The 21107-nt window shown below is 68.6% G+C and carries 17 protein-coding genes; 7 read left to right on the top strand and 10 right to left on the bottom strand.

Annotation, left to right across the window (positions count from 1 at the left end; all coding sequences use genetic code 11):
• Positions 1–139: 139 nt before the first annotated feature.
• Complete coding sequence (gene gltX / locus MOQ72_RS38580) at positions 140–1633, bottom strand: glutamate--tRNA ligase (protein WP_242190899.1); 1494 nt, start codon at positions 1631–1633, stop codon at positions 140–142.
• Between the two features lie 103 nt (positions 1634–1736).
• Between gltX and MOQ72_RS38575 the strand changes: the two genes are divergently transcribed.
• The 4 genes from MOQ72_RS38575 to MOQ72_RS38560 all read left to right on the top strand — a co-directional run bounded on the left by MOQ72_RS38575 (position 1737) and on the right by MOQ72_RS38560 (position 6076).
• A complete protein-coding gene (locus MOQ72_RS38575; protein ID WP_242190898.1) occupies positions 1737–2966 on the top strand; it encodes an FAD-dependent oxidoreductase in 1230 nt (409 codons plus the stop codon).
• A gap of 451 nt (positions 2967–3417) precedes the next feature.
• A complete protein-coding gene (locus tag MOQ72_RS38570; protein WP_242190896.1) occupies positions 3418–4029 on the top strand; it encodes an RNA polymerase sigma factor in 612 nt (203 codons plus the stop codon).
• A gap of 549 nt (positions 4030–4578) precedes the next feature.
• Complete coding sequence (locus MOQ72_RS38565) at positions 4579–5292, top strand: GAF and ANTAR domain-containing protein (protein WP_242190895.1); 714 nt, start codon at positions 4579–4581, stop codon at positions 5290–5292.
• 34 nt (positions 5293–5326) lie between these two features.
• The gene (locus MOQ72_RS38560; protein ID WP_242190894.1) at positions 5327–6076 is read left to right on the top strand and encodes a GAF and ANTAR domain-containing protein; all 750 of its coding nucleotides are present in this window, start codon (positions 5327–5329) and stop codon (positions 6074–6076) included.
• A gap of 45 nt (positions 6077–6121) precedes the next feature.
• Here MOQ72_RS38560 and MOQ72_RS38555 read toward each other — a convergent pair whose 3' ends face one another.
• From MOQ72_RS38555 to MOQ72_RS38520, 8 genes are all read right to left on the bottom strand, one after another.
• Entirely contained in the window at positions 6122–6907 is a 786-nt protein-coding gene (locus MOQ72_RS38555) for a fumarylacetoacetate hydrolase family protein (protein ID WP_242190893.1), read from the bottom strand.
• A gap of 112 nt (positions 6908–7019) precedes the next feature.
• Positions 7020–8669, bottom strand: coding sequence for a citramalate synthase (gene cimA, locus MOQ72_RS38550; RefSeq protein ID WP_242190892.1), 1650 nt, complete (start codon positions 8667–8669; stop codon positions 7020–7022).
• 281 nt (positions 8670–8950) lie between these two features.
• On the bottom strand, positions 8951–9994 hold the full coding sequence (locus MOQ72_RS38545) for a 3-isopropylmalate dehydrogenase (RefSeq protein ID WP_242190891.1): 1044 nt from the start codon (positions 9992–9994) through the stop codon (positions 8951–8953).
• Positions 9995–10254: 260 nt separating this feature from the next.
• Positions 10255–11850: a phosphoglycerate dehydrogenase gene (gene serA / locus MOQ72_RS38540; RefSeq protein ID WP_242190890.1), complete on the bottom strand. Its 1596-nt coding sequence runs from the start codon at positions 11848–11850 to the stop codon at positions 10255–10257.
• A 196-nt stretch (positions 11851–12046) separates the two neighbouring features.
• Positions 12047–12292 (bottom strand): DUF397 domain-containing protein, encoded by a 246-nt coding sequence (locus MOQ72_RS38535; RefSeq protein WP_242190888.1) that lies wholly within the window; start codon positions 12290–12292, stop codon positions 12047–12049.
• 248 nt (positions 12293–12540) lie between these two features.
• Positions 12541–13536 carry a ketol-acid reductoisomerase gene (ilvC, locus tag MOQ72_RS38530; RefSeq protein ID WP_242190887.1) on the bottom strand — a complete coding sequence of 332 codons (996 nt, stop codon included), beginning with the start codon at positions 13534–13536 and terminating at the stop codon, positions 12541–12543.
• 155 nt (positions 13537–13691) lie between these two features.
• Positions 13692–14198: an acetolactate synthase small subunit gene (gene ilvN / locus MOQ72_RS38525; protein WP_242190886.1), complete on the bottom strand. Its 507-nt coding sequence runs from the start codon at positions 14196–14198 to the stop codon at positions 13692–13694.
• Positions 14199–14206: 8 nt separating this feature from the next.
• On the bottom strand, positions 14207–16039 hold the full coding sequence (locus MOQ72_RS38520; protein WP_242190884.1) for an acetolactate synthase large subunit: 1833 nt from the start codon (positions 16037–16039) through the stop codon (positions 14207–14209).
• Between the two features lie 367 nt (positions 16040–16406).
• Between MOQ72_RS38520 and MOQ72_RS38515 the strand changes: the two genes are divergently transcribed.
• Both MOQ72_RS38515 and ilvD read left to right on the top strand, forming a co-directional pair.
• A complete protein-coding gene (locus MOQ72_RS38515; RefSeq protein WP_242190883.1) occupies positions 16407–16856 on the top strand; it encodes a PH domain-containing protein in 450 nt (149 codons plus the stop codon).
• A gap of 320 nt (positions 16857–17176) precedes the next feature.
• Positions 17177–19021 (top strand): dihydroxy-acid dehydratase, encoded by a 1845-nt coding sequence (ilvD, locus tag MOQ72_RS38510; RefSeq protein ID WP_242190881.1) that lies wholly within the window; start codon positions 17177–17179, stop codon positions 19019–19021.
• Positions 19022–19142: 121 nt separating this feature from the next.
• Here ilvD and MOQ72_RS38505 read toward each other — a convergent pair whose 3' ends face one another.
• On the bottom strand, positions 19143–19904 hold the full coding sequence (locus MOQ72_RS38505) for a DoxX family protein (protein WP_242190879.1): 762 nt from the start codon (positions 19902–19904) through the stop codon (positions 19143–19145).
• 124 nt (positions 19905–20028) lie between these two features.
• Between MOQ72_RS38505 and MOQ72_RS38500 the strand changes: the two genes are divergently transcribed.
• Complete coding sequence (locus MOQ72_RS38500; RefSeq protein ID WP_242190877.1) at positions 20029–20979, top strand: alpha/beta fold hydrolase; 951 nt, start codon at positions 20029–20031, stop codon at positions 20977–20979.
• The last annotated feature ends 128 nt before the right edge of the window (positions 20980–21107 follow it).

Raw genomic sequence — 21107 nt, 5'->3', positions numbered from 1 at the left:
CGGATGCCCCCCCGCGTGGCTCGGCGCCCCCCCCCCGCGCCCGACGCGGCCAAGACGGTTACCCGGCCGGGCTTTTGCGGTTGAGGCGGCGTGCGCGGGGCTGTGGGGCGCACCCCGCGGCCGCGCCCACGACATCGGCTCAGCCCAGTGCGTTGCGGAGGCGCTGGAGCGAGACTGCGCGGCCGAGGAGTTCCATCGACTCGTACAGCGGCGGCGACACGGTGCGGCCGGTGACCGCGACGCGCACCGGGGCGAATGCCTTGCGGGGCTTGATGCCCAGGCCATCGACGACGGAGTCCTTCAGGGCCTGCTCGATACCTGCCGCGGTCCATTCGGGCAGCGCGTCGAGGGCGTTGATGGCGGCTTCGAGGACCGGCGCGGCGTCTGCGCCGAGGGCTTTCCGCGCGGATTCCGGTTCGGGCGCGAAGTCGTCACCGGCGAACAGGAAGCCCATCATGCCGACTGCGTCGGAGAGCACGATCAGCCGTTCCTGCACCAGCGGCGCGGCGGCGCGCACGATGGCGAGCTGCTGTTCGGTCGGCTCGGCCGGGAGCACGCCGCCCTTGACGAGGTAGGGCACGACGCGGCCGACGAAGTCGTCCGGCGCGAGGGCGCGCAGGTGCGCGGAGTTGATCGCGTCGGCCTTCTTCTGGTCGAAGCGCGCCGGGTTGGCGCTGACCCGGCTGATGTCGAACGCCTCGACCATCTCGTCGAGGCTGAAGACGTCGCGGTCCTCGGAGATGGACCAGCCGAGCAGCGCCAGGTAGTTCAGCAGACCTTCCGGCAGGAAACCCCGGTCGCGATGGTGGAACAGGTTGGACTGCGGGTCGCGCTTGGAGAGCTTCTTGTTGCCCTCCCCCATGACGAACGGCAGGTGGCCGAACTCGGGTGTGAAGTCGGTGACGCCGATGCGCTGCAGCGCCTCGTAGAGTGCGATCTGGCGCGGCGTGGAGGACAGCAGGTCTTCGCCGCGCAGCACGTGGCTGATGCGCATCAGCGCGTCGTCGACCGGGTTGGTCAGGGTGTAGAGCGGGTCACCGTTGCCGCGCACCAGCACCGGATCCGGGATGCTGCCCGCCGGGAAGGTGATCTCGCCGCGCACCAGGTCGGTGAAGGTGATGTCGCGATCGGGCATCCGCAGCCGCAGCACGGCGTTGCGACCTTCGGCGCGGAAGGCGGCCAACTGTTCGTCGGTGAGGTCCCGGTCGTAGTTGTCGTAGCCCAGCTTGGGGTCGCGCCCGGCGGCCTTGTGCCGGGCTTCGACCTCTTCCGGGCTGGAGTACGACTCGTAGAGCTCGTCAGCGGCCAGCAGCCGCTGGGCGATGTCGGCGTAGGTGTCGCGCCGTTCGCTCTGCCGGTAGGGGCCGTAGGGGCCGCCGACCTCGGGGCCTTCGTCCCAGTCGAGGCCCAACCAGCGCAACGCGTCGAGCAGTGCCTGGTAGGACTCTTCGCTGTCCCGGCTGGCGTCGGTGTCCTCGATGCGGAACACCAGGGTGCCCTTGTTGTGCCTGGCGAACGTCCAGTTGTAGAGGGCGGTTCGGATCAGGCCGACGTGCGGGATGCCCGTCGGCGAGGGGGAGAACCGGACTCGAACGGGCCTGGCGGCGGTTGCGGCGGCTTCTGGCGTGCTCATAACACATCTCAGCCTAGTCACCCGCCGCGAGCGGTTGACGAGCGCATCCGGGCAAGGCATCCTACAATTATTCAACGTGCGTTGAAAATTGGAGGCGATCGCAATGGAGCGAACGACCTGCTGCGTCGTCGGCGGCGGACCGGCGGGCATGGTGCTGGGACTGCTGCTGGCCCGGTCCGGTGTCGACGTCACGGTGCTGGAGAAGCACAACGACTTCCTGCGGGACTTCCGCGGCGACACGGTGCACCCCACCACGCTGCAACTGCTCGACGACCTGGGCTTGGCAGCGCAGTTCGCCGAACTGCCGCAGCGGCACCTGAACCGAATGCGGCTGCCCATCGGACCCGCGGGCGAGCTGTTCACCTTCGGCGACTTCCAGTCGCTGCCGGTCAAGTACAACTACATAGCGATGGTCCCGCAGTGGGACTTCCTCGACATGCTGGCCGACGCGGGCAAGCAGGAACCCACTTTCACGCTGCGGATGAACACCGAGGCGACGGAACTGATCCGGGAAGGCGGCCGGGTCAACGGCGTGCGCTACCGCACCGCCGACGGCCGGACCGGTGAGCTGCGGGCGACCATCACGGTGGCTTGCGACGGCCGCAATTCCTTCGTGCGCACCCTGCCCGAACTCGGGCTGCGGGACTTCCCGACGCCGATGGACGTGCGGTGGTTCCGGGTGCCGCGCCAGGCGGGCGATCCAGAGGGCGCCATCGGCCTGATCCGGGGACGCACCTTCAACGCGTTGCTGGACCGGGGCGATTACTTCCAGGTGGCGTCGATCATTGCCAAGGGCACCGACCCGGAGGGCCGCAACCGCCCCATCGAGGAATTCAACGCGACGCTGGTGCGCTACTTCCCCTGGATGGCCGGACGGGATCTGGTGCGCAGCTGGGACGACGTGAAGGTGCTGCACGTGGCCCTGGACCGGCTGCGCAAGTGGCATGTGCCGGGCCTGCTGTGCATCGGCGACGCCGCGCACGCGATGTCCCCGGTGGGCGGCATCGGGATCAACCTCGCCGTGCAGGACGCGGTGGCCGCCGCCCGGTACCTGGCCGTACCGCTGCGCGAAGGGCGGTTGCGGCGCAGGCACGTCGTGGCGGTTCAGCGGCGCCGCTGGCCGACCACCGTGCTCATCCAGCGCTTCCAGCGGCTGATTCACGACAACGTGGTGAGTCCGGCGCTGCACGGCGAGATCGACTTCGGCGACACCGCCCACGTGCCGCTGCCCCTGCGGGCTATCTCGACCCTCCCGTGGTTGCGCAAGATCCCGGCGTACATCCTCGCCTACGGCGCGGTCCGGGAGCGGCCCCCCGAAACGGCCCTGCGCTGACGGTTCCGCGCGACATCGAAGTGGCGTTGGCGTTCTTGCCGCTGCTGCTGGGTAGCTCCCGCCACCCGCGCGCTGGTCGACGTCGGGCTGGGCTGTGTGCGGTTGCACCACCTGACGCCGACCCTGTCCGCGGGGACGGCAGCAACCTCGGAGGGCAGTTCGCCCCGCACCAGATTCCCGCGAATAGTCCACATAGGCCAATCAGCGACGGCCGATCTCGGCCTCTGGCGGAAGCTCTCCCCCTGGCCCCCCGCGCGCACGGGATCGACGACGGTGCGGTTCGTGGTGCTGGTCGGCCCCATGGGTATCGGGGTGATGGTTGAACATTGCGTGAGAGGTGTGATGAGCCTCTGGATATTCGGTACGAATCGGCGCTATCGTGCCATGATCGCCCCAGCCCCCGGCGGTAGCCAACGCTCTTGGTCGAGTTCGCCCACCGGAGGCCATCGCGATGTCGGACTCGTTCTCGTGCGGGCAGTACACCCGCGCAACCACCCGGTGGCGTACCGAGCCCGGACGGCGTTGTGCTGACGGTGATCTCAGCGAGGCGGTCCGGCAGGGCTCTACGGCCGCCTACCACGAGCTGTATGCACGGCACGTGGGCGCCGCGTACAGCGCGGCCAGCCAGCTGAGCAGATCACGGGTCGACGCCGATGACCTCGTCTCCGAAGCCTTCGTTAACGTGCTCGCGGCTTTGCGCGGCGGGCACGGCCCGGTCGTGGCGTTCCGGGCGTACTTGCTGACGTCCGTACGCCATCTCGCCTTCGAGCGCGCACGCCGGGAGCAGCGGCTCCAGCTGACGGGCGACATCGCCGAAGTCCTCGGTGACGGCGAGGGACTCGAAGATCTCGCGATCGCCAGCCTGGAGCGCTCGCTGGCCGCGCGGGCCTTCGCCAACCTGCCGCAGCGGTGGCGGACGGTGCTCTGGCACGTCGAGGTCGAAGGCTTGACTCCGGGCCAGGTCGCACCGTTCCTGGGATTGACCCCCAATGGCGTCGCCGCGCTCGCCTACCGGGCGAGGAAAGGTCTTCGCCAGGCGTACCGGGAGGTCTCCCGATGCTGACTGGGCGTCTTGTCCCGGCTACCGCGGCCGACGCTCGTAACTGCTTCCGCGTGCCGAGCGCGGGCTGCGTTGTTGGAGATGCGCACACCTGCGGCACAGCCGGGAAAGTGTGGCCCCAAAGTGAATTGGGAATTCTGCTGTGTTCGCATATGACTCCGGCTTTCTGCTCCAGTGCGGAGTGGTTACCGAGGTCTGGAGTAACCGGATCCAGCGAGATTCGACAACGCTACGCTTCTCTCCGGGGTTTGTCACCGTCCGATGGCCGGGCCGTGCGTGCTGGCGCCGCCCTGGGGCGGGGAGTCGCGGCTGGTATAGGCGTGTTCCCTCGACTGCGAAACGAGCTGGTAACCGACTGGATTCCAGCACTGTTAGTCCCGGACGCGGTGCGCGTAGAATGTGTTGTGAGTCGTTGAACGCATCGGCAGCGTCGATCCAGTCCTTGTCGGGTGTCGGCAAATTGCGGCTGAATTCGCCTACGGGGATGAGGACACGCGATGGGTCGGTGCCAGGCACTGCGCCTAGCTGGTGCTGTCACCGGGAGAAACTCCTATGGGTGACGTCGACCCGCTGGTGCGGATTCTGGCTTCGATCATCGCCGAGGGCGGAGCTTCAGCTCCGCTGCGGATCTGCCAAGCCTGCGTTGCGGAGCTGCCGGTGGACGGCGCGGCGATCACGATGATGACCGATGCCTATCGCCAGGAACCGCTCTGCGCCACCGACGAGCTGGCGAGCGAGCTCGACCAGTTGCAGTTCAGCCTCGGGGAAGGGCCGTGCGTGGAGGCCCTGACCTCGGGAAGCCCGGTGTTGGTATCGGACATGGCGGACAGCACCACCGACCGGTGGCCGATTTTCGCCACCAAGGTCCGGCACACGAGGGCGCGCGCGCTGTACGTGTTTCCCCTGCAACTGGGCACGATCAAGGTCGGCGTCCTGAATCTCCACCGCGTCGTGCAGGGCCCGCTGCTACCCGAGCAGCTGACCGGCGCGTTGCGCGCTGCGGACGCGGCGTTGTGGATATTGCTTGGTCACCGCGCGGGCGGGACACTCGACAACGACGGCTCTTCGCAGTGGACGTCCGGTTACCCGCTCCACAGGGCTGAAGTGCACCAAGCGACCGGGATGATCATGGCGCAGGCAAATGTTTCCGCGGAAGCTGCGGTGGCCATGTTGCGGGCGTCCGCCTTTGCGAACGACCGCCCAATCGATGAAGTGGCCCAGGACGTGGTCGCACGGCGGCTGCGGTTTGAGGAGGGACCTCGATGATCAAAACCGACCGCCCGAGGGCGGTGACAATGCCATGAACAGCGAAGATCGCGGAAAAGAGCGGGCGGTGGCGGAGGCGTTGGTCAGTCTCGCAGACTCCTTGGTGGACGACTACGACATGATCGAACTGCTGCACCGACTCGCCGCTGAGTGCGTGCGGCTGCTCCCCGTCGATGCCGCTGGGTTGTTGCTGTCGGATCAGCGGGGAGCCCTCCGACTGGTCTCGTCCTCGACCGAGCGGGCGCGAATGCTGGAGCTGTTCCAGTTGCAAGCCGAGGAGGGACCGTGCCTGGATTGCTTCCGGACCAGTCGCCAGGTCAGCTCGACCGATCTGACCCCTGCCGAGAGCCGGTGGCCGCGGTTCGCGGCTCAGGCATCAGCTGCTGGCTTCACCGCAGTGCACGCCCTGCCGCTGCGCCTTCGTGACGAGACCATTGGCGCCTTGAACCTGTTCAGCTCAACCGCGCAGACGATGGGAGCCGATGAGCTGCGAATCGGACAGGCACTGGCCGATGTCGCCACCATCAGCATCCTGCAGGAACGCGCGATCCGCCGCACCGACATCCTCAACGAGCAACTGCAGACGGCGCTCAACAGCCGCATCATCATCGAGCAGGCCAAGGGCGTTCTCGCCGAGCGGAACCAGATCGGTGTGAATGAGGCGTTCAGCGCCTTGCGGGGCTACGCCCGAGCGCACAACCTGCGGCTCACCGCAGTCGCCAGCGACGTCACCAACGGCACGCTGGTCATCCCCGTTGCGGCCACAGACGGACACACCGCCTGAGTGCCTGCCATTGTTGCTGTCCAGCAGGGGTCGTGAGTGGCGCCCTCACGACCCCTGCTGGACGGGGTTGGTGAGGGTGCCCAGGCCGTCGATGGACACCGACACCTGCTGGCCGGGCCGCATCGGTCCCACGCCCGCCGGGGTGCCGGTGAGGATCACGTCGCCGGGCAGCAGCGTCATCACCCGCGAGATCCAGGACACCAGCCCCGCGACGTCGTGCAGCAGCAGCGAAGTCCGCGACTGCTGCTTGAGCTCGCCGTCGAGTTCGGTGCGGATCCCGAGGTCCGCCGGATCGAGTGCGGTGTCGATCCACGGCCCCAGCGGGCAGAACGTGTCGTAGCTCTTGGCCCGCGTCCACTGGCCGTCGGCCTGCTGCTGATCGCGCGCGGTGACGTCGTTGGCGATCGTGTAGCCCAGCAGCACTTCGGTGCCGCGGGCCTCCGGCACGTCCTTGCACGGCTGCCCCACCACGGCCGCGAGTTCGCCCTCGAAGTCCACCCGCTCGGAGTTCGGCGGCAGCTTGATCGCCGCGTTGGGGCCGATCACCGAGGTGGACGGCTTCAGGAAGATCACCGGGTTCTCCGGTGGTTCGCCGCCCATCTCGCGGGCGTGCTCGGCGTAGTTCTTGCCGACGCAGACGACCTTCGTGGGCAGGATCGGGGCGAGCAGCCGAACATCGGCCATGGGCCACCTGCGTCCGGTGAACGTCGGGTCGCCGAACGGGTGCTGGTCGATCTCGATGGCGAGCACTTTCTCCTGCGGCGCGGCCGGATCCGGCTCCAGTGCGACGAAGGACACCCCGTCGGAGTGGGCAACGCGTGCCAGGCGCAAGACGAACCTCCGGAATCGAATGTGGACCGTCGCATCAGCCTAACCCGTGCCCATCACCAGCACTCCACGGCAGCACCGTTGCGGCAGGTCACGAGCACGGCAGGGCAACCACTCAGGACACCTGGGGCACGGCGGAGCCAACCGCGTTGCAGCGCAACGCCTTGTACGCGAGGGCGTCGCACAGCGCCAGCCAGCTGGCTTCGACGATGTTGCCGTGCACGCCGACGGTCGTCCACTCCTCCGCCCCGTCGCGGGACTCCACGAGCACCCGCGTGACGGCGTCGGTGCCCGGCGCGTCGATGAGGATGCGCACCTTGTAGTCGGACAGTTCAACGGCTTCCAGCCACGGCAGGTGCGGCACGAGCGCCTTGCGCAGCGCGGCGTCGAGCGCGTTGACCGGACCGTTTCCCTCCGCCGTGGCGATCACGCGCTGATCCGCGACGTGTACCTTGACCGTCGCCTCGGAGACCACATCGGTCGCCGAGCGGTGGTCGAGCACGACCCGGTACGACTCCAGCTCGAACGGCGCGGCGACCGGCTCCGCACCCTCGGCGGCAGCCATCTCCCGGCGCAGCAACAGTTCCAGCGATGCGTCGGCCGCTTCGAAGGACCAGCCGCGAGCCTCCAGTTCCTTCACCCGGCGCACCGCACCGGTGACGGCGGTCGGGGACTCGGACAGGTCGAGGCCGAGTTCGGCGCCCTTGAGCTCCAAACTGGCCCGCCCGGCCATTTCGGTGACCAGCACGCGCATCCCGTTGCCCACCACGGCCGGATCGATGTGGTTGTACAGCTCGGGGTCCACTTTGATCGCACTCGCGTGCAACCCCGCCTTGTGCGCGAATGTGGACTGTCCCACGTAAGCCTGGTGGGTGTCCGGCGCGAGATTGGCGATTTCGGCCAAAGCGTGCGAAACCCTGGTCAGTTCGCACAGCTTTCCCTCCGGCAACACCGGCATCGCCAGCTTCGTGCCGAGATTTCCGATCACCGCGAACAGATCCGCGTTGCCCGCGCGCTCGCCGTAGCCGTTGGCGGTGCACTGCACGTGCGTCGCACCGGCTTGCACGGCGGCGACGCTGTTGGCCACCGCGCAGCCGGTGTCGTCCTGGCAGTGGATGCCGATGCGGAATCCGGTGCGCGCAACGATTTCGCCGACCGTCTCGGCCAGTCGCAGCGGTAGTTGGCCGCCGTTGGTGTCGCACAGCACGACGACGTCCGCACCGGCGGTCGCGGCGGCTTCCAGCACCCGCAGCGAGGTGTCGGGGTCGAAGGCGTAGCCGTCGAAGAAGTGCTCGGCGTCGAGGAACACCCGACGCCCTTCACCGACCAGGTAGCGCACCGTGTCGGCCACCATCGCGCAGTTCTCCGCCACATCGGTGCGCAGCGCCCGCTCGATGTGCCGACGGTCCGATTTGGCCACCAAGGTCACCACCGGCGCACGGGAATCGAGCAGTGCCCGCACCTGCGGATCTTCGTCCACTTTGGTCCCGGCGCGGCGGGTGGCCCCGAACGCGACCAGCGCGGCGTGCTGGAGGTCGAGTTCGCCGTCGGCCGCGCGGTGGAAGAACTCGGTGTCCTTGGGCAGCGCGCCGGGCCAACCTCCCTCGATGAAGCCGACTCCCAGCGAGTCCAGCAGCCGGGCCACCGCGAGTTTGTCGGTGACCGAGTAGGAAATCCCCTCGCGCTGCGCGCCGTCCCGCAGGGTCGTGTCGTAGACGTGGAAGTCGTCGTCCAGCGGAGTTCCGGCCGGGGTGGTGCGGGTCACTGGTTTCTCCCGTCGGCGTCGAAGTTCGGATCGGATGCGGCAGCGCGGTGCGGGCACAAAAAAGACCCCCCGCGAATGCGAGAGGTCAGCGCGCCGGGGTGCGGAGTCGTTACCCGGCGCGCTCGCCAATAATGGTCACACTGCGGAAAGCCACGACCCCATGCTGCCACACGCCCCGGCAATGTCCACAATCCGCAGCCGACTTCCCATCACCCGGACCGGTACCGGACATTGGAAAAGGCGCCCCCCGAACGGGAGACGCCTTCCGTGGAACGCAGGTCCTATGCCTGTGGGGCTACTTCGCGGGAGGAGACCAGGGCGGCTAGGCGGTCGCCGATGGCGAAGGTCGCGCCTGGGGCCGAGTGGTCTCGGGTGGCCAGGTCGAACGCCACCGACGCCTCGACCCGCTTGGCGGCCTCGGCCAAGCCCACGTGGTCGAGCAGCATCGCCACCGACAGCACCGCGGCGGTCGGGTCCGCCACGCCCTGCCCGGCGATGTCCGGCGCACTGCCGTGCACCGGCTCGAACATGCTCGGGTTGCGCCGGGTGGCGTCGATGTTGCCGCTGGCCGCCAGCCCGATGCCGCCGGTGACCGCGCCCGCCAGGTCGGTGATGATGTCCCCGAAGAGGTTGTCGGTCACGATCACGTCGAACCGGCTCGGGTCGGTGACCAGGTGGATCATGGTCGCGTCCACGTGCTGGTAGGCCACGATGACATCCGGGTACTGCAGCGAGACCTCTTCGACCACCCGCGACCACAACGACCCGGCGTGGGTGAGCACGTTGGTCTTGTGCACCAACGTCAGGTGCTTGCGCGGCCGGGCCGCGGCGCGGGCGAACGCGTCGCGCACCACCCGCTCGACGCCGAACGCGGTGTTGATGCTGACCTCGGTCGCGATCTCGTGCGTGGTGTCCTTGCGCAGCAGACCGCCGTTGCCCGCGTACGGCCCCTCGGTGCCCTCGCGCACCACGACCATGTCGATCTCGCCGGGGTCGGCCACCGGGCTCTTCACACCTGGGTACAGCCGGGCCGGGCGCAGGTTCACGTGGTGGTCGAGCTCGAAGCGCAGCCGCAGCAGCAGCCCGCGCTCCAGGATGCCGCTGGGCACCGACGGGTCGCCCACCGCACCGAGCAGGATCGCGTCGTGCTGCCGGAGTTCACCCAGGACGGATTCGGGCAGCAGTTCCCCGGTCGCGTGCCAACGAGCGGCGCCGAGGTCGTATCGGGTGATCTCGGTATCCGGCACGACTTCACCGAGAACCTTGAGTGCCTCGGCTACCACCTCCGGCCCGATCCCGTCGCCGGAGATCACAGCGAGCCGCATCTACACACCTCCCGAGAACCACCCCGACCTGCGGGGCTCGAACTGTTGAGCCGAAGGCTACCGGCACGGTCGTGGGTGGCGGCATGCCGGGCCCACCAAGTGGATGATAAGTCTCGCAGGGTGGGACACCCGGATGGGTGACAGAACCCTTGGTCCCTGGCACGGTACGAGGGCCGTCCCGAATCGCGGAACGGCCCTCGTATCACTGAACCGGGTGATATTGCGGGATCAACCACTCGCGGTGAGCGCTGCCCCGGTTCCTACTCGAAGCTCACGGTGCGGACGATGCGGGCGCCCACGGCAGCGCCGATCGGCTCCAGGACACCCGGCTCCACCGGGCGGTCCACCCGGAGCAGCATGATCGCGTCCGAGCGCTCGGTGGTCTGGCTGACCATCGCCGCCTCGATGTTGACGCCGACCTCGCCGAGCAGGGTGCCGACCTTGCCCATCACGCCCGGCCGGTCCGGGTACTCCAGCAGCAGCACGTTGCCCTCGGCGCGCAGGTCGAAGTGGCGGCCGTTGACCTCCACCAGCTTCTCCACCTGGTTCGGCCCGGACAGCGCGCCGGAGACCACACCGGTGCGACCATCCGGCAGACCCGCGCGCACCGACACCACGCTGCGGTGGTTCGGGCTCTCCGAAGAGGTCTTGACCTCGACCTGCACACCCAGGTCCTCGGCCAGCTGCGGCGCGTTGACGAAGGTCACCTGGTTCTCCACGGCACCGGCGAACACACCGCGCAGCGCCGCCAGCTGCAGCACCGAGACATCCTCGTCGGCGAGTTCGCCGCGCGCCTCGATGGTCACCGAGCTCGGCGTGCTGCCCAGCAGCGCGGCGAGCAGCTGGCCCAACTTCTGGGTCAGCGACAGGTACGGGCGGACCTCTTCACCGACCGCGCCGCCCTGCACGTTGACCGCGTCCGGCACGAAGTCACCACGCAGCGCCAGCCGCACCGAGCGGGCGACGTCGGTGCCCGCGCGGTCCTGCGCCTCGGCGGTGGACGCGCCCAGGTGCGGGGTGACGACCACGTTGGACAGCTCGAACAGCGGGCTTTCGGTGGTCGGCTCGGTCTTGAACACGTCGATGCCCGCGCCGCCGATGTGGCCGTTGCGCAGCGCGTCGACCAGCGCGTCCTCGTCGATCAGGCCACCGCGCGCGGCGTTGACGACCAGCAGGCCCGGCTTGGCCTTCTTCAGCTCCTCGGCGCCGATGAGGCCCAGCGTCTCGGCGGTCTTGGGCAGGTGGATGGAGATCGCGTCCGCGCGGGCCAGCAGTTCGTCCAGGGTGACCAGCTCGATGCCCAACTGGGCGGCGCGGCCCGGCGACACGTAGGGGTCGTAGGCGATCAGCTTGGTGCCGAACGCGGCCACGCGCTGGGCGAAGAGCTGGCCGATCTTGCCGAGTCCGACCACCCCGACGGTCTTGCCGTTGAGCTCGACACCGGTGTAGGCGCTGCGCTTCCACTCGCCGCCCTTGAGGCTCGCGTCGGCCTGGGCGACGTTGCGGGCCACCGCCAGCAGCAGGGCCATCGCGTGCTCGGCGGCCGAGACGATGTTGGAGGTGGGTGCGTTGACCACCATCACGCCGCGCTCGGTGGCGGCGGGTACCTCGACGTTGTCGAGGCCGACCCCGGCGCGGGCGACGACCTTGAGCTTCTTCGCCGCCGCGAGCACCTCGGCATCGACCTTGGTGGCGGAGCGGACCAGCAGCGCATCAACGTCGGCGACGGCGTCGAGCAGCGCTGGCCGGTCGGTGCCGTCCACGTTGCGGATCTCGACCTCGTCCCCGAGCGCGTCGATCACGGACGGAGCCAGCTTCTCGGCGATCAGGACGACAGGACGGCTTGCGTTGGTCACGGGCGAACTCCAGTAGGCGAAGGTCACTTTCGGCACGACGATGTGCCCGGACGGGATCGCAGTTTAACGGGAGATTGAGAAAGTGTTCACAAGGGTGTAGCCCGGATCACCGCATCGCCCAGCACCGCCCGTTAAACCCGATAGTTCGGCATTGTCGCAGATCAACCGGGGTGTGGCACCGAGAGCGGTCGGTGGCTCACGGCTCGTCGAATTCGCCGTCCTTGGCCCCGGCCACGAAGGCGTCCCACTCCTCGGGGGTGAACACCAGGACCGGGCCGTCCGGGTCGGCGCCGTTGCGCATGCCGATGTAGCCGTCCACGAAGGCGATCTCCACGCCCGGCTCGTCCGGGTCGTCGGTGCTGGTGATCCACTCTGCGCCGGTGAAGTCCAACCGGTGCCGGATGTGCGCCTTGTCATCCACGATCTCGTTGTCTGCACTCACGATGCGTACTCTATCCCTCACGCGTAGCAACCGATCCGATCCCTGGCAAACGGGAATACCAGGCCGCCGCAATCTACCGGCACCCGGAGTCGGCCACACCATCGTCGGGCGAGCGGGAAAAGCGCGAGGCCCGGTGATCCCTTTTGGGGTTCACCGGGCCTGTTCGCATCGGTGGACGCTGGGTGTCACGCCACCGAAGTTCGCTCGCAGCTATGCGATCACTCGGATCGAGGGCGGTGCGCCCGCGATTACTTGTTCGTCCAGGACATCAGCGCGCGGAGCTTCTTGCCGACCTCTTCGATCTGGTGCGCGTTGCCCTCGGCCTGCAGCTTGTTGAAGTTCGGCCGCCCGGCCTCGTCCTCGGCCACCCACTCCTTGGCGAAGCTGCCGTCCTGGATCTCGCCCAGGATCTTGCGCATCGACTCCTTGACGTGCGCGTCGATGATCCGCGGGCCCCTGGTCAGGTCGCCGTACTCGGCGGTGTCGCTGCAGGAGTAGCGCTGACCGGCGATGCCGCCCTCCCACATCAGGTCCACGATCAGCTTGAGCTCGTGCAGCACCTCGAAGTAGGCGATCTCCGGCTGGTAACCGGCCTCGACCAGCACCTCGAATCCGCTCTGCACCAGCGCGGAGGTGCCACCGCAGAGCACCGCCTGCTCACCGAAGAGGTCGGTCTCGGTCTCCTCGGTGAAGGTGGTCTTGATGACCCCGGCCCGCGCGCCACCGATGGCGGCGGCGTAGGACAGCGCCAGCGCCTGGGCGTTGCCCGAGGCGTCCTGCTCCACCGCGATCAGGCAGGGCACGCCCTTGCCGTCGACGAACTGGCGGCGCACCAGGTGGCCCGGTCCCTTCGGCGCGACCATCGCGACGTCCACGTCGGCGGGCGGCTGGATCAGGCCGTAGCGGATGTTGAAGCCGTGGCCGAAGAACAGCGCGTCACCCTGCTTGAGGTTCGGCGCGATGTCGTTGGCGTAGATCTCGCGCTGCTTGGTGTCGGGCGCGAGGATCATGATCAGGTCGGCTTCGGCGGCGGCCGCGGACGGGGTGAGCACCCGCAGGCCCTCCTCCTCCGCCTTGGCGCGCGACTTGGAGGTCTCCGGCAGACCGATGCGCACGTCCACGCCCGAGTCGCGCAGGCTCAGCGCGTGTGCGTGGCCCTGGCTGCCGTAGCCGATGACCGCGACCTTGCGCCCCTGCACGATGCCCAGATCGGCGTCGGCGTCGTAGAAGATTTCAACTGCCATGGTGATTCAGCGTTTCCTTTCGGGACTTCTTCGGTACCTGTCCTCGCAGCGGAGCAACCGCTTGGCCCACCTCCGCGGGTCCCGCTGCAGCACCACCTGCGCGAACTGGGTTCGGACAGGTCTTGAGTTGTCGGCCTTGTGGCGGGGGCGCCGGATCAGCGCGCTGCAGTGGCCGTGATGGAACGCGGGCCACGCCCGATCGCGATCGTTCCCGACTGCACCATCTCGCGGACGCCGTAGGGTTCCAGCATTCGCAGCAACGCGTCGAGCTTATCGGCGGTACCAGTGGCTTCAATGGTCAACGCCTCAGGCGAGACATCCACCACTTTCGCCCGGAACAGTTGAACCGTCTCCAGCACCTGGCTGCGCACCGAGGCGTCCGCGCGCACCTTGACCAGCAGCAGTTCCCGCTGCACCGCGGATTCGGTCTCCAGCTCGACGATCTTGATCACGTTGATGAGCTTGTTGAGCTGCTTGGTGACCTGCTCCAACGGCTGGTCGCTGACGGCCACCACGATCGTCATCCGGGAGATCTCGGGGTGCTCGGTCGGGCCGACCGCCAGCGACTCGATGTTGAAGCTGCGGCGGGAGAACAGACCGGCCACCCGGGCGAGCACCCCGGGGACGTTCTCCACCAGCACGCTCAGCGTGTGTCGGGTCATCGGCGCGGTCACCCCTCGTCCTCGTCGAACAGCGGGCGGATGTCGCGCGCCGCCATGATCTCGTCGTTGCCGGTACCGGCGGCCACCATCGGCCACACCTGGGCGTCCTTGCCCACCACGAAGTCGATCACGACGGGTCGGTCGTTGATCTCCATGGCCCGCTGGATGACGCTGTCGACGTCCTCTTTGGACTCGCACCGCAGGCCCGCGCAGCCGTATGCCTCGGCCAGCAGCTTGAAGTCCGGGATGCGGTGCTTGTGGGTGCCGAGGTCACTGTGTGAGTAGCGCTCGGCGTAGAACAGGCTCTGCCACTGACGGACCATACCCAGGTTGCCGTTGTTGATGACGGCCACCTTGATGGGGATGTCCTCGATCGCGCAGGTGGCGAGCTCCTGGTTGGTCATCTGGAAGCAGCCGTCGCCATCGATGGCCCACACGGTTTTGCCCGGCACCCCGGCCTTGGCGCCCATCGCGGCGGGCACCGCGTAGCCCATGGTGCCCAGGCCGCCGGAGTTCAGCCAGGTGCGCGGGTGCTCGTAGCCGACGAACTGCGCGGCCCACATCTGGTGCTGACCGACACCGGCGACGTAGACGGCATCCGGCCCGACCAGTTCACCGAGGCGCTCGATGACGTACTCCGGCGACAGGCTGCCGTCGGTCGGCCACTGGTAGCCCAGCGGGAACCGCTGGCGCAGATCGTCGAGCATCTCCCACCAGGGCGCCAGATCGGCGGTGCCGTGCTCCGCGCCGGAGGCGGCCACCGCGTCGATCAGCTCGGCGAGCACGTCCTTGCAGTCACCGACGATCGGGACGTCGGCGTAGCGGTTCTTGGAGATCTCCGCCGGGTCGATGTCGGCGTGCACCACCTTGGCCTCGGGTGCGAACGACGAGAGCTGGCCGGTGACCCGGTCGTCGAAGCGGGTGCCCAGCGCGATCAGCAGGTCGGCGCGCTGCATCGCGGCGACCGCGGCGACCGTGCCGTGCATGCCGGGCATGCCCAGGTGCTGCGGGTGCGAATCCGGGAACGCGCCGCGCGCCATCAGCGTGGTGACCACCGGGATTCCGGTGCGCTCGGCCAACTGCCGCAGTTCGGCGTGCGCCTCGGCCTTGATCACCCCGCCGCCGACGTAGAGCACCGGGTGGTGCGCCTCGGTGATCAGCTTGGCGGCCTCCCGGACCTGCTTGCCGTGCGGCTTGCTGGTCGGCCGGTAGCCGGGCAGTTTCAGCTCCGGCGGCCAGGAGAACGACATGGTGGCCTGCTGGACGTCCTTGGGGATGTCCACCAGGACCGGGCCGGGCCGACCGCTCGCGGCGATGTAGAACGCCTCGGCGATGACCCGTGGCAGGTCGTCGGCGTCGGTGACCAGGAAGTTGTGCTTGGTGATGGGCAGCGTGATGCCGCAGATGTCGGCTTCCTGGAAGGCGTCGGTGCCGATCAGGCCGGTGCTCTGCTGACCGGTGATCGCCACGACCGGGACCGAGTCCATGTGCGCGTCGGCCAGCGCGGTGACGAGGTTGGTCGCGCCCGGACCGGAGGTGGCCATGCACACCCCGACCTTGCCGGTGGCCTGGGCGTAACCGGTGGCCGCGTGTCCGGCCCCCTGCTCGTGGCGCACCAGCACGTGCCGAACCTTGTTCGAGTCGAGGAGCGGGTCGTAGGACGGGAGGATCGTGCCACCCGGAATCCCGAAGACGATCTCGCAGCCGACGGACTCCAGGGATCGCACCAGTGCCTGCGCACCGGTCATCTTCACTGGGGCACCGCTGGGCGGCGCGGGCTTGGGACGGCGTCCTGGCGGGGGCGCCGGGACCGGATTCTGCCTGGTATTGGCGCTGGTCATCGGGTCTGCCTAGGGGTCGGAGGTGGGCCGGACACGAAAAAACCCCCGCAGGCCCGAATGGCCTGACGAGGGTTGGCGCGTCGACGCTGCGAACTTCCTAGGCGTCGACGCGCCAGGGAAGTACGAGAATGTCGTGCAGTCGCAGCATGGCAGGGACGTTAATCAATGCGGCCCGTCACGTCAAACCATGCGGGACGATCATCCCGCATGGTGGACGCACAGGTCGGCTTGCCGCGCGCCGCCAGCAGCGGTGCCCCCTGGTCAACAACGCTTTGCCGGAACGAAGTGTGACGTGCGCCGCTCCGGTCGATTCCACCGGGACGACGGGCTCCGCGTTCCGACTGGCGCAGGTGAGACCATCTGGTGCGTGAGCGAGACCCCGCAGGAGCCCGAGCAGCCCGAGACCGACCAGGCCGGTGCCCCGCAACAGCCCGAAGGGCCGAAGTCGTTGACGTTCCGGATCACCCCGGTATCGCTGCTGGCCGTGCTGGTGATCGCGCTGTGCGCCACCCCGCTGGCCACCACCGCCGGGCCCTGGGCGCTGCTGATCTACTTGATCCCGCTGGTACTGCTGGTGTGGATCCTGCGGACCCGGACCACGGTGGACCCGGAGCGGGTCGTGGTGCGCACGATCTTCGGCGGCGGCAAGTTCAACTGGGACGAAGTGGCCTCGCTGCGGCTGGACGAGCGGCACTGGCTCAAAGCGGTGCTGCGGTCCGGCAAGGAGATCAAACTCCCGGCGGTCCGAGTGCGCGACCTGCCCCGACTGGCAGCGATGAGCGGTGGGCGCCTGCCCGACCCAACATCGCAGGAGTAATGTCGGCCGCACCGCTATTCCTCGCGCCCAAAAGGCGCGATGCCCAACCGAAGGCGGGTTTGGTGCGCGTTCATCTGAGACGCCATCCCGTCAGGCAAGCGGCGGAGCCGCTTCCAGCGGTAAACCACAACCGCGAAGCTCCACCGCAACACCGACGGCAATGGCCGCATGTGCCGAAGGCGCATAGCCCACCCTCGCCACTCGCACCGCCGCGGGTTCTCAGAGGCTTTCTCGCGAGGACAGCCCCGACGCCGCGTTCGGACCGCTACTTGCACCGCCACGCAAAATGAGCGTGGAACTCCCATGAGAAGAAGGTGGATATGCCTCAGCTGCGTTCTCGCACCACGACACACGGACGGAATGCCGCAGGCGCCCGCTCGCTGTGGCGTGCCACCGGCATGACCGACGACGACTTCGGCAAGCCCATCGTGGCCATCGCCAACTCCTACACCCAGTTCGTGCCCGGTCACGTGCACCTGCGCGACCTCGGCGACGTGGTCGCCGAGACGATCCGCGAAGCAGGCGGCGTGCCGCGGGAGTTCCACACCATCGCGGTGGACGACGGCATCGCGATGGGTCACGGCGGGATGCTCTACTCGCTGCCCTCCCGCGAGCTGATCGCCGACTCGGTGGAGTACATGGTCAACGCGCACCAGGCCGACGCGCTGGTGTGCATCTCCAACTGCGACAAGATCACCCCCGGCATGCTCAACGCCGCGATGCGGTTGAACATCCCGACGGTGTTCGTCTCCGGCGGCCCGATGGAAGCTGGCAAGGCAGTCGTGGTGGACGGCGTCGCGCACGCCCCGACCGACCTGATCACCACCATTTCGGCGTCCGCGAACTCCGCGGTCGACGAGGCCGGGCTCGGCGAGGTCGAGCGCTCGGCCTGTCCGACCTGCGGTTCCTGCTCGGGCATGTTCACCGCGAACTCGATGAACTGCCTCACCGAGGCGCTCGGTCTGGCGCTGCCCGGCAACGGGTCCACACTGGCCACCCACGCCGCGCGCCGCGCGTTGTTCCAGGAGGCCGGGCGCACCGTGGTGCGCATCGCCAAGCGCTACTACGGCGAGGACGACGAGTCGGTGCTGCCGCGCTCGGTCGCGGACAAGAAGGCGTTCGAGAACGCGATGGCGCTGGACATGGCGATGGGCGGCTCCACCAACACGGTGCTGCACACGCTGGCCGCCGCCCAGGAGGGCGAGATCGACTTCACCCTCGAAGACATCGCCGCGACCAGCCGCCGGGTGCCCTGCCTGTCCAAGGTCAGCCCGAACTCCGACTACCACATGGAGGACGTGCACCGGGCGGGCGGCATCCCCGCGATCCTCGGCGAGCTGGACCGCGCCGGACTGCTGCACCGCGACGTCTCCTCGGTGCACAGCCCGAACCTGACCGAATGGCTGTCCACTTGGGACGTTCGGGGCGAATCGCCGTCAGCGGAGGCCGTCGAGCTGTTCCACGCGGCGCCGGGCGGGGTGCGCACTACGCAGGCGTTCTCCACCGACAACCGGTGGTCCTCTTTGGACACCGATGCGACAGGCGGCTGCATCCGCGACGTCGCACACGCCTACACCGCCGACGGCGGGCTGGCGGTGCTGCGCGGCAACCTCGCCGATGAGGGCGCGGTGGTCAAGACCGCGGGTGTCGAAGAGGAGCTGTGGAGCTTCCAGGGTCCGGCGCGGGTGGTGGAAAGCCAGGAGCAGGCCGTGTCGGTGATCCTCAACAAGGAGGTCCAGCCCGGCGACGTGCTGGTGGTCCGCTACGAGGGTCCGGCGGGCGGTCCGGGGATGCAGGAGATGCTGCACCCGACCGCGTTCCTGAAGGGCTCCGGGCTGGGCAAGAAGTGCGCGCTGATCACCGACGGCCGGTTCTCCGGCGGTTCCTCCGGGTTGTCCATCGGGCACATCTCGCCGGAGGCGGCCAGCGGCGGCACGATCGGCCTGGTCGAGGACGGCGACCAGATCCGCATCGACGTCCGCGAGCGCAAGCTGGAACTGCTGGTTTCCGACGAGGTGCTGGCGGAGCGCCGAGCGAAGATGGAGACCAGCGAGCACCCCTGGCAACCGGTCGGCCGAGACCGAAAGGTCACCGCGGCCCTACGTGCCTACGCCCGCCTAGCAACCTCGGCCTCCTACGGCGCAGTCCGCGACCCCAACAAGTGAATTTTTCGAGGTGAGGGGCACCTGTGACCCAGTTATTGGGTCACAGGTGCCCCTCACCCTTCACCCGAAAGTGAAAACGGGCCCGGCGCTTCGTTGCGCGGGCCCGTTTTCGGCCTTGCGGTCAGGGGCGGTGGAACAGGAGCAGGACCGCCGCCGCGGCGGCGAGCGCGATGATCAGGCTGATGAACCCGAAGACCAGCGGGCGGCGGAACCACACGCGTCCGTAGTCCAACGCCACTCGGCCAGGTCCGGTGAACATCAACCCCAGGCCCAGCACGCCCAGCGTCGCCTCCAGCTCGAAACCGCCTGAAGCGGCGAAGAATCCGGCGCCTAGCTTGACGAAGACCGCGTTGGCCATCACGCCGACGACCCCGGCGGCGGCCAGCGGGGTGAACAGGCCGAGCACCAGCAGCGCGCCAGCTCCCAGCTCGGTGCCTCCGGTGACCAGGGCCAGCATCGCGTTCTGCTGGAAGCCCATGTCGCCCAGCACCTCGGCGAAACCGTCCGGTCCCGGACCGCCGAGCGCGCCGAAGAGCTTCTGCGCACCGTGCGCGAGGAAGATTCCGCCGAGCGCCAATCTCAGGATCAGCAGACCGATGTCGGTGCCCGCGTTCCAGGCGAACGGCTTGCGCGTGTTGCCGAGCTCGTCGTAGTACTCGGACGGAGCGTTGCGCTGACTGACCATCGACGTGGCTTCGGCGTCGCTGTAGCCGTCATCGTCGTCGTAGTAGTTGTACTTCTGCGCACCGAGGCTCTGCGTGCTCCGGGCACCGGGTGCACCCTGCGCGGCCGTCCCAGCAGGAGGCTGCTGGGCGTGCGCGCCGTAGCTGCGATCGTCGGGGTAGCCGCCCGCACCGCCGGGGCGATCGTCGTGAATCCTCACGCCGGACGAGGCTAGGGCATGGTCACCCCAACGTGCGAGCTTTTCCGGCAAAACCTTCCCGACACGTGATTTGTTCGATACCACGCCTCGGCCACCGGGTCCCCCGTTAGGGGAGAATGGTTCGATGGTGGACCAAACATTCCGGGAGTTCGACGTTTCCGCAGGTGGTTTCGCGTTGCGGGGGTGGCCGGACGAGACCGGAGTGGGTCGGCAGGCGGTTCTGGTGTGCCCCGAGCTTGGTTCGGCGGAGCTGCTGCCGGTGGATTCGTCGGCCCGGATGTTGAGCTGGTGTCCGCCGGGCAATCCCGCGAACACGTTGAGCGACCATGTCGACGACGCGCTGGGCGTGCTGGAAGCGGCCGGGGTCAAGGAGTGCACGGTCGTCGGCTGGTCCGCTGGCACGGTGGTGGCGGTGGAACTCGCCCGGCGGTTCTCGGATCGGGTGCGCGGATTGCTGCTGCTCGCTGGCCCGCCGACCGCAGCCGCGGACGCGCTGCTCGGCGCGCTCGGCGTCCCCGAAATCGTCCGACGGCTGCTCGCCGCGAGCGGCTCCGCTTCGCTGCGGCTCACCGGCGGACTGCTGGAATCGATCACCTCCCGGCTGCCCATCACCGATCTCGCCACGCAACTCTGGCGCTACAGCGGTCTGATGAGCCCCGATGCGGACCGGTCGGCTGCCGCGGCGGCGCTGCGGCAGTTGCTGCCCCACGACTGGCGGTGGCACGCCGAGCTGAGCCTGGCCTGGAGCGCGGCGGCCCGGACGCGGGTGGTCGAGCTGAGCTGTCCGCTGACCGTGCTCGCCGGGCAGCACGACGTGCTGGCGGACTTCGGCAGCGTCGCGCGCGCGGTGGCGGCACTGCCGCAGGCTCGGGTGCGGATGTTGCCGACCTCGCACTTCATCCCGTTCGAAGCCCCGGAAGTGGTGCGGGACGAGCTCGCCCTGCTGCTGCGCCGGGTCGAGGCGGTCGAGTGCGCCCGCCTCGGCATCGACCCACCACCGCCGACGGTGCGGCGCATCCGAGTTCGAACCCCGGAGCCGGGCCTCCGCCGCCGCACCGAACACCCGAGGCCCTGACAGCCTGGGGATTCCTTCCCAAGTCCGCGCCGCCGAGGCGACCGCGATTCGCCGACGCCGACTTCCGCATCGCGGAAGGCCGGGTTTCGAGTATCCCCTGCGCGGGTCGGCTTCGGGCAGACATGGTG

It is taken from the genome of Saccharopolyspora soli (assembly GCF_022678645.1).
Classification (GTDB): Bacteria; Actinomycetota; Actinomycetes; order Mycobacteriales; family Pseudonocardiaceae; genus Saccharopolyspora; species Saccharopolyspora soli.
Note: the sequence above shows the minus strand (reverse complement) of the source record. Positions and strands in the feature narration are given on the sequence as shown.

Bases quoted from the DNA above. Each gene is read 5' to 3' on its own strand.
- gltX (WP_242190899.1), bottom strand. From the start codon at position 1,633: ATGAGCACGCCAGAAGCCGCCGCAACCGCCGCCAGGCCCGTTCGAGTC.
- MOQ72_RS38575 (WP_242190898.1), top strand. From the start codon at position 1,737: ATGGAGCGAACGACCTGCTGCGTCGTCGGCGGCGGACCGGCGGGCATG.
- MOQ72_RS38570 (WP_242190896.1), top strand. From the start codon at position 3,418: ATGTCGGACTCGTTCTCGTGCGGGCAGTACACCCGCGCAACCACCCGG.
- MOQ72_RS38565 (WP_242190895.1), top strand. From the start codon at position 4,579: ATGGGTGACGTCGACCCGCTGGTGCGGATTCTGGCTTCGATCATCGCC.
- MOQ72_RS38560 (WP_242190894.1), top strand. From the start codon at position 5,327: ATGAACAGCGAAGATCGCGGAAAAGAGCGGGCGGTGGCGGAGGCGTTG.
- MOQ72_RS38545 (WP_242190891.1), bottom strand. From the start codon at position 9,994: ATGCGGCTCGCTGTGATCTCCGGCGACGGGATCGGGCCGGAGGTGGTA.
- ilvC (WP_242190887.1), bottom strand. From the start codon at position 13,536: ATGGCAGTTGAAATCTTCTACGACGCCGACGCCGATCTGGGCATCGTG.
- ilvN (WP_242190886.1), bottom strand. From the start codon at position 14,198: ATGACCCGACACACGCTGAGCGTGCTGGTGGAGAACGTCCCCGGGGTG.
- MOQ72_RS38520 (WP_242190884.1), bottom strand. From the start codon at position 16,039: ATGACCAGCGCCAATACCAGGCAGAATCCGGTCCCGGCGCCCCCGCCA.
- ilvD (WP_242190881.1), top strand. From the start codon at position 17,177: ATGCCTCAGCTGCGTTCTCGCACCACGACACACGGACGGAATGCCGCA.
- MOQ72_RS38500 (WP_242190877.1), top strand. From the start codon at position 20,029: ATGGTGGACCAAACATTCCGGGAGTTCGACGTTTCCGCAGGTGGTTTC.